Source organism: uncultured Gimesia sp., from assembly GCF_937910335.1.
Lineage (GTDB): Bacteria > Planctomycetota > Planctomycetia > Planctomycetales > Planctomycetaceae > Gimesia.
In genome coordinates, this window is record NZ_CALEMX010000139.1 from 1 (window position 1) to 3,739 (window position 3,739).

Below are 3,739 nucleotides of genomic sequence, written 5' to 3' on the forward strand. Positions count from 1 at the left end.
CAACAGCATCAAAGCGGGCACGGTCTGGGTGAACTGTTATGATGTGTTCGATGCAGCTGCCCCCTTTGGTGGGTTCAAAAGAAGCGGAATTGGTCGCGAATTGGGAGCAGCGGGTCTTTCTGCTTATACCGAACTGAAAACGGTCACGATGAGCCTTGATTGAGCGGTTTGACTGTCTAAAAGGCCATTTTCGAAGTCAAGGCTGCAAAACAGGATGTTCGAACTTATTATCTCATAGTAGTTTAGTGTGATTAATTTATGATCTCATTTGTGCTGTAAGGATCGACCAGCAAACAATTTTTGCTATAATCGCCGCAAAATTGAATTCAATTCATCTGGAACAGGAAGTTCGAATGGGATCATGGCATATCATTTTTACACTGGGTATCTTGCTGGCTGCCGGTTTGATATCAGGCACATTGGGGGAATTACTTCGTCTTCCGAAAGTGACCGCCTATTTATTGATGGGTGTCATGCTGGGTCCGGCAGTTTTTGGTGTGATTCCGCATCACCAACTTGAAGAACTCGAGCCGCTGGTTCATCTGGCCATGGCGTTAGTATTATTTAATCTTGGATGCCATTTTACCTTATCTCGTCTCAATCGCTTAATCCACCGCGTACTCCCCATTTCTATCAGTGAAATACTGGCTACTTTTTTTGCTGTTTCAATAGGTTTGTTCCTGATTGGTGAATCTGGCAGTGCTTCCATTTTGCTGGGAGCCCTGGCGATTGCCACAGCCCCGGCGACAACGATCCTGGTTCTGAAAGAAATGGAATCGGAAGGTCCCATTTCCGAGTATACCGGCATCCTGGTTGCGCTGAATAACTTAGTCTCCATTATCGCGTTTGAAGTGATATTTGTCGCAATTTATTTTTTTCAGAGTGATAGCCAGGGAGCGTCGGCTTCTACGCAACTGGGGCATCTGAGTCTGGATATCTTCGGCTCGATTTTCATCGGTATCTTCGGCGGTTTGATGATCAGCTATGGTAATGCTGTGATCAAAGGAAGCGGTCGGATCATTATGCTGATAGCGTTAATCTCACTTGCTTTGGGAATGTGTCAGACAATGGAATTACCATACATGCTGACGTTTCTTGCTATGGGATTTACTGTGGCTAATTCCCTGGTTGAAGAAGATGTACCAAAAGTTGAAACGGAATTAAATCCACTGACAGGGTTTTTATGTGTATTGTTTTTTATGATACATGGTGCCGATTTAAAGCCTGATCAATTCATCCATGCTGGATGGATTGGGGGAGGTTATATTGTTCTGCGGTTACTGGGTAAATATTTGGGTGTGTTGATTCCGGCAAAAATGCGCAAAGAAGAACCTGAAGTGCAACAATGGTTGGGAACCACTCTGTTTGCACAAGCCGGTGCCGCCATAACTTTGGCGGCTATTGCAGAGAGTCGCGATTCCGTATTAGGAGGACATCTGCAGACCATCATTCTGGGGTCGGTTGTGTTTTTTGAAATTGTGGGTCCCATCATGATTCGTCAATCTGTCTTGCGTGCTGGCGAGGTTCCGTTGATTCACGCGATTCACCATACTGCCGGTGATCCGGTTAGCGAATTCCACGCATTAATTCGTCGCTTTTTAGTTTCCTTTGGACTGCTTTCTGAAGATGAGCAGCCCCACGATGAAATTCTGGTCGAACAACTCTATCGGAAAAATGTCAAAGGGATTTCACAGACGGCGACATTCAATGAGGTGATTTCCTTTATTGAGCATAGTCATGACAATACCTTTCCAGTGCTTGGTGCCAACGATGAGGTTGTAGGAGTCATCCGCTATCAGGACTTGAGTAATACATTATTTGATCCCAAAATTGGGTCTCTGGTGCGCGCAGCGGATCTGGCGAATAATCTGGAGACAGTCGTTTATCCCGATGATTCACTGGCACGTGTCTGGAGTAAATTTCGGGAAGATTCTTACGATTGTTTGCCCGTAGTTTCCCGAGAGCAACCGCATCGGATGTTGGGTGTGATTCGGCGTTGGGAAATATTGAAGTATTATATCAAGGGTCATAAAACTGCTCAGGGGATTGATACTAAATCAGGCCATTAAACTCCGTGGCTGACAATAGAACGGCACAAGCGGGCTATTGCGATTTCGTCGAAAACTTCTAAACTGAATAGAGTGATACGATAGCGTTACAAGTCTCAGAAAATCCAAACTTCGATACAGGATCTTTCACGGTGAATCGAGTTGCTTTAATCACGGGAATTAATGGTCAGGATGGATACTATCTTTCCAGGTTTCTGGAAAGTAAGAATTATGAAGTTCATGGTATCACTTCTTGCAGTAAGCCAGGGATCGGGGAGCCACCGAAGAACTGTCATTATTGTGATTTTGCCGAAGGTTCCAATCTCAATAAAATCATCAATGAAGTGCAGCCAGATGAGGTCTATCATCTGGCGGCCCAAAGCCATGTGCGACTTTCATTCGATCTCCCTGTTTATACAGCAGAGGTGACGGGTGTTGGTACACTCAGACTTCTAGAGGCATTACGGTATTACGAAGACCAAAACCAAAAAAAGGTTCGTTTTTATCAGGCATCTTCAAGCGAAATGTTTGGTAAAGTTGTTGAATCACCCCAGAGTGAAACAACTCCTTTCCATCCTCGAAGTCCTTATGCATGTGCCAAAGTATTCTCCTATTGGCAGACAATCAATTATCGTGAATCCTATGGAATGTTTGCCTGCAATGGGATCCTGTTCAATCATGAATCTCCCCGGCGCGGCGAAGCGTTTGTGACTCGCAAAATTACCAAAGCAGTCGCGCGGATCAAATTAGGGATGCAGGACAAATTGTTTCTCGGAAATATTGACGCGAAACGAGACTGGGGTTTTGCAGGAGACTATGTCGAAGCGATGTGGTTAATTTTGCAACAGGAAAAACCGGATGATTTTGTGATTGGCACAGGAGAGACACATTCGGTTCGCGAATTTCTGGAAGCTGCTTTTAATGCCGTCGATCTGGACTGGAAGAAGTATGTCGAGATTGATCCGCAGTATTACCGCCCTGCGGAAGTAGAATTGCTTTGTGCAGATCCGACGAAAGCACGTGAGAAACTGAATTGGAAAACGAAAGTTTCATTTGAAGAACTGGCACAACTGATGGTTGAAGCCGACATGAAGTTGACTCAGCAGGAGAAAATTCTCGGCGACGCTACTTCCTGATGTTGTTTAGTCTTTTCTTCTTCCAGCGCGGATTACCCTATGTCAATTCGAAAAGAAATCGAAGAGCTCCGTAAGAAAATCGAGCATCATAACCGTCTCTATTATATCCAGGCAAAACCGGAAATATCCGACCGTGAGTTTGATCTGGATATGAAACGGCTGGAACAGCTGGAATCGGAACATCCAGAATTCGATTCTCCAGACAGTCCGACAAAAAAAGTTGGTGGTGCTCCCATAGAAGGTTTCCAGACGGTTGCCCATCGATTGCCCATGTTGTCGATCGATAATATCTTTGAAGTGGATGGGCTTAAAGAGTTTGAAACCCGGATATGTAAACTGCTTGGCGAAGAACAGATTGAGTTAACCGCGGAATATAAAATCGATGGTGTGGCGGTTTCACTCATTTATGAACAGGGGGTTTTAACTCAAGGTGTTACACGTGGTGATGGTCAGCAGGGAGATGATATTACCCATAATGTGCGCATCATCGGTGGGGTTCCGTTGCGTCTGGAAACGAAAAATCCGCCTGAATTACTGGAAATCAGAGGTGAAGCA

At 45.0% G+C, this 3,739-nt stretch carries 3 protein-coding genes and 1 pseudogene; all 4 read left to right on the forward strand.

From position 1 onward, the window contains the following. On the forward strand, positions 1-163 hold a 163-nt coding region (locus Q0668_RS05540; RefSeq protein WP_366918873.1), incomplete at its 5' end, for an aldehyde dehydrogenase family protein. 190 nt (positions 164-353) lie between these two features. Further along, positions 354-2,069: a cation:proton antiporter gene (locus Q0668_RS05545; protein ID WP_298861050.1), complete on the forward strand. Its 1,716-nt coding sequence runs from the start codon at positions 354-356 to the stop codon at positions 2,067-2,069. Between the two features lie 131 nt (positions 2,070-2,200). Continuing rightward, complete coding sequence (gene gmd / locus Q0668_RS05550; RefSeq protein WP_298861053.1) at positions 2,201-3,184, forward strand: GDP-mannose 4,6-dehydratase; 984 nt, start codon at positions 2,201-2,203, stop codon at positions 3,182-3,184. 39 nt (positions 3,185-3,223) lie between these two features. Continuing rightward, a pseudogene (locus Q0668_RS05555) lies at positions 3,224-3,739 on the forward strand (NAD-dependent DNA ligase LigA); the annotation flags it as partial.

What these genes read in the sequence shown, in the direction of transcription:
- Q0668_RS05545 (WP_298861050.1), top strand. Translation starts at nt 354, where the DNA reads ATGGGATCATGGCATATCATTTTTACACTGGGTATCTTGCTGGCTGCC.